Annotated in this window: 2 protein-coding genes and 2 rRNA genes; 2 read left to right on the forward strand and 2 right to left on the reverse strand. The window is 44.1% G+C overall.

The annotated features are described in order from the left end of the window. Positions 1–233, forward strand: a 23S ribosomal RNA gene (locus JWJ90_RS22380); the annotation flags it as partial. 64 nt (positions 234–297) lie between these two features. Continuing rightward, a 5S ribosomal RNA gene (gene rrf, locus JWJ90_RS22385) occupies positions 298–414 on the forward strand. Positions 415–542: 128 nt separating this feature from the next. Here the strand turns inward: rrf and JWJ90_RS22390 are convergent. Both JWJ90_RS22390 and JWJ90_RS22395 read right to left on the reverse strand, forming a co-directional pair. Beyond that, complete coding sequence (locus JWJ90_RS22390) at positions 543–1,172, reverse strand: O-methyltransferase (protein ID WP_205229444.1); 630 nt, start codon at positions 1,170–1,172, stop codon at positions 543–545. A 238-nt stretch (positions 1,173–1,410) separates the two neighbouring features. Further along, on the reverse strand, positions 1,411–3,459 hold the full coding sequence (locus tag JWJ90_RS22395; protein WP_205229445.1) for a methyl-accepting chemotaxis protein: 2,049 nt from the start codon (positions 3,457–3,459) through the stop codon (positions 1,411–1,413). Positions 3,460–3,715 lie beyond the last annotated feature (256 nt).

A 3,715-nucleotide genomic window follows, 5' to 3' on the forward strand; every position in this document is an offset into this window, starting at 1 on the left:
GATGGACGAACCAATGGTGTACCAGTTGTTCTGCCAAGGGCATTGCTGGGTAGCTATGTTCGGAAGGGATAACCGCTGAAAGCATCTAAGCGGGAAACCCACTCCAAGATAAGATATCCCGTATCTTAAGATACCTAAAGGCTCGTTGGAGACTACAACGTTGATAGGTCGGGTGTGGAAGTGCAGTAATGCATGGAGCTAACCGATACTAAAGAGCCGTGAGGCTTAACCATATCCTTTTATAAATCAAGTTTACCCTGCTATTCATATTGTCATAGCCATATATACATCGAATTTTTCGGTGGCCATAGCGAAGAGGCCCCACCCGTTCCCATTCCGAACACGGAAGTTAAGCTCTTCAGCGCCGATGGTACTGCATGGGAGACTATGTGGGAGAGTAGGTCGCCGCCGTTTTTTATCGCTCAAGCCCTTAATCAGCTTCGCTGATTAAGGGCTTTTTTTTTGTGTTTTTTTCGGACATGAAATGGGACAAAAAGGGAAGATCCCAAGCAGTTGGCCTAGCAGGTTATCCACGGTTCATTTCATGACTTATATGCCAGAAATTCACCTTTACCAACAGGAACAAGTGAGGTTATAAAATTCTTTTGCGACTTGAGATAATTCATAAACTCAGCAAGTTCGGATTCATGAGAACTTGCGTTATCACAAACAATGAGCCCCCCATTTTTGAGCAGGCGTGATATGTCTTCTATCATGTCCATATATTTTGAGCGATCTGCGTCAAGGAAAATGAAATCATACTGGCCACTGAAATTTTTGAGTACCGCCTGAGCGTCTCCCTGTAATAAAGCTATTTTATTGACAAGCCCAGCCCTCTCGAAGTTCGATAATGCCTCTTTTGCTTTTTGATCTGAGTACTCAATTGTAGTTACAGTTCCATCTGGAGGAATAGACGAAGCTAACCAAAGGGTTGAATAACCGTTTGAGGTCCCAATTTCTAGAATTTTGCTTGAACAAGTCGCAAGGGCCAGGACTCGAAGGAATTCGCCGGTATCTTTCGTGATGTTTAGATACTTCAGAGTTCTATCTGATTGGACTTTATCATTACGAATCCCGTCTTGTTCCAACTCACTCAGTATATTATCTAAATCCATTTCCTCTCCTTTAAGCCTATCAGAATTGACGCAAAACTGACGACTGGCACCGTGCATCGTCACACGTCCTTCATATCTCGAAACAATTATTTTTAATCCGTTTTATGTATCCCGACAATGGGCCAATGTCGTTTGAAATGATTCAGATTGTGAACTACTTCGACCTCGCTTCCACAATCGAACTCCTTTCTTCACCGCACAGTGTCACAGGTCAATCCAATTGGATTGGAATGCCGGATGCTCTGAAATACACACTATTCGGCCTGTGAGGACTCTCTCAGCGGATGTTGCATAGTTATATCTTGAATTTTTCAATCGAATTATTGAGTCGGCCAGATATGTTACGCAGGGATTCGGCATTAACTTTTACCTGATGAATAGCTGCGCTAATTTCGTTGGTGCTTTCGCTGACCGTCGCAATATCTGAAGCGATCTCAGACGAGACTGTAGAGCTTTGTGCTACATTTTGATTGACTTCTTTGATCCCCTGACTGGCTTGATTTACGTTGGTCGCAATTTCCCTAGTGGTTGCTGACTGTTCTTCCATGGCCGAAGCGATCGTGGTCACCATCTGGTCCACCTCTGAAATTATGGAGCTGATTTCATTGATTTCACTGACGGTTAGCCCTGTAGCTTCCTGAATACCTTTAATTTTATTTTTAATGTCCAGTGTGGCCATGGCGGTTTGTTTGGCAAGATCTTTTATCTCATTGGCCACTACGGCAAAGCCTTTCCCTGCTTCACCCGCTCGTGCGGCTTCGATAGTGGCATTCAGGGCCAACAGGTTGGTTTGCTCTGATATTTCGGTTATCGCCTCGGTTACCTTGTTGATTTCGTCAGCGGCTCGACCAAGCTCATTGACACGTTCCGAAGCCTCAAGAGATTGTTGAACGGCCGTGGCGGTAATGTCGATCGCCTTACTAGAACTCATCGCTATTTCTGTGATTGTTGCGTTCATCTCCTCTGCTGCGGCAGCGACCATATCTACATTGACCGATGCTTCTTCCATAGCGGTAGCGATTGAATTCTGGTTACTGCTCATTTCCTCGGCAGCTGCGGACACCTGTGCAGAACGAATCGCCGAAGATTCGGTGCCTGAGGAAACCTGGTTGGATATGGCTGCAAGCTGAATCGAGGATTCATCGACGTAGGTTACCCCCTCCTTTATTTCAGCAAACATGCTGCGCAGGTTTTGCGCCATTTTATTCAGGGATATGGCTAACAGGCCTATTTCATCTGTTTGTTGTACGCGCATGCTTTGGGTGAGATCGCCTTGAGCCATAGCCTTAGCCAATTCAATACCCATGATTAGCGGTTTTGTAATGAGACGGGTCAAAAGGACGCCCAGAACAATAGCCAGCACAAAACCGATTACCAGGCAGATCGTGGTGATCGACTGGCCCCTCCCCGAACTGTTCTGGGCGTCTTTGACCGTGACTTTAGATTGGTTTTCCGCTTGTTTCACGATGTAGTCAATGGCTGATAAGGTGCTGCTTTGATACATAACACCGTCTTCGAGAACCAATTGATTCATCTGGCTAAATATTGTATCAGCCTTGTCGACAATGGCTGATATCTGATGCAACAGTTCAAAGATTCGTTGGGAGATTGGGAGGATTTCTTGTTCGTATAATTTTTTTGCCTGCTCAGTCTGGCCTATTGCACAAAGATTTTGTATTTCCGCCGTCATCCGGTGGAGCTTTGTGTGAAATGGTTTAAGTTCATCGACTAATTTAATGATATCTGGATTTGTCGTATTCAGTTCTTGAAACCATTTTCCTAAAGCACATTCTTCCGCATTTGTTTTCCCTTCAAAAGTGAGACCCAAACCAATTAATTTGTTGATCTGTGTTAGCAATATTCGGTGGGATATTTCACATTCGTCCATGTGATGTTTCATCACTGGAGGATGTATAATGTCCATTGCAACGAGTTGTTGAGAAAGTTCAACGGCCTCATTATTTATATGAGCCCATTTGTTGACATTGGTTATAAAAACGTTCCATTCATTGGAGAATTGTCTGGCAAGGGGCAGCTGCATAAACTTTTCTTTTGCAGTTGAGTAAATTTGCCTGGATATAATTAATGTCTTGTGCGTTTGCTGTCGTTCTTTTTTTGTTGCATAGGGGGTTAGGAGAGAGTGCATCAATGAGGCTATCGAATTTAACTCGCTCTTGATAATAAGAATATTTTCAATGGCAGGTATAGTTTCACTCCCCAATTGCTCTACTTTCTCTCCCAACGCGCTCTGTTGTCTGATGGAGAGGAGGCCGACAAAAAGTATGATCATAGCTGTCGCTAAAAACCCCCCGATCAGCTTGACGCCCAAAGTGAAATTTTTCATTCTGTACGCTTCTCCATTGTGCAGTTTTGTTTTGTTTGTTGATGTAGCCTGAGGCCACTTACTGTCCTGCACACCAGTAAAGGGCACCTTTGGGAGGCCTCAAGATGGTTGAATCGATAGTGTATGGAAGTCTAGTACCATGTAACATTTAAAGTTTCGTAATTTTTAATCAGGTTGTATCATCATGGCAATCAAAGGAGGTTGCCATGGCACCGAGATATCGAGTCACCCTGACAGACGAGGAACGTAAGAATCT

Origin of the sequence: Desulfobulbus rhabdoformis, from assembly GCF_016919065.1 — a bacterium.
Taxonomy (GTDB): domain Bacteria; phylum Desulfobacterota; class Desulfobulbia; order Desulfobulbales; family Desulfobulbaceae; genus Desulfobulbus; species Desulfobulbus rhabdoformis.